Raw genomic sequence first — 238 nt, 5'->3', positions numbered from 1 at the left:
CGCTAATGATAAAGCTACCAGTCTGCGCGTGGATAATCGTAGCGATAAACTCCCCTACCTCGCTTATTCCTGGCTCGAAAATGAAAAAGGGGAGAAAAGCGATGATCTTCTGGTTGCCCTGCCACCGATACAACGTCTGGAACCGAAAGCAACAACGCAGGTGCGGATAGTAAAGCAAGCCTCGACCGCGAAATTACCGGGCGATCGCGAAACGCTATTTTTCTACAATATGCGTGAA

1 protein-coding gene is annotated in these 238 nt (G+C 49.2%); it reads left to right on the top strand.

The window, feature by feature from the left end:
- Positions 1 to 238: fimbria/pilus periplasmic chaperone (locus SB724_RS21705; RefSeq protein WP_410573131.1), on the top strand; the 238-nt coding region annotated here is incomplete at both ends.

This window comes from Bacillus sp. SIMBA_031 (assembly GCF_046535225.1).
Lineage (GTDB): Bacteria > Bacillota > Bacilli > Bacillales > Bacillaceae > Bacillus > Bacillus velezensis.
The sequence above is the reverse complement of the archived record's forward strand: the minus strand, read 5'-3'. Positions and strand labels throughout refer to the sequence as shown.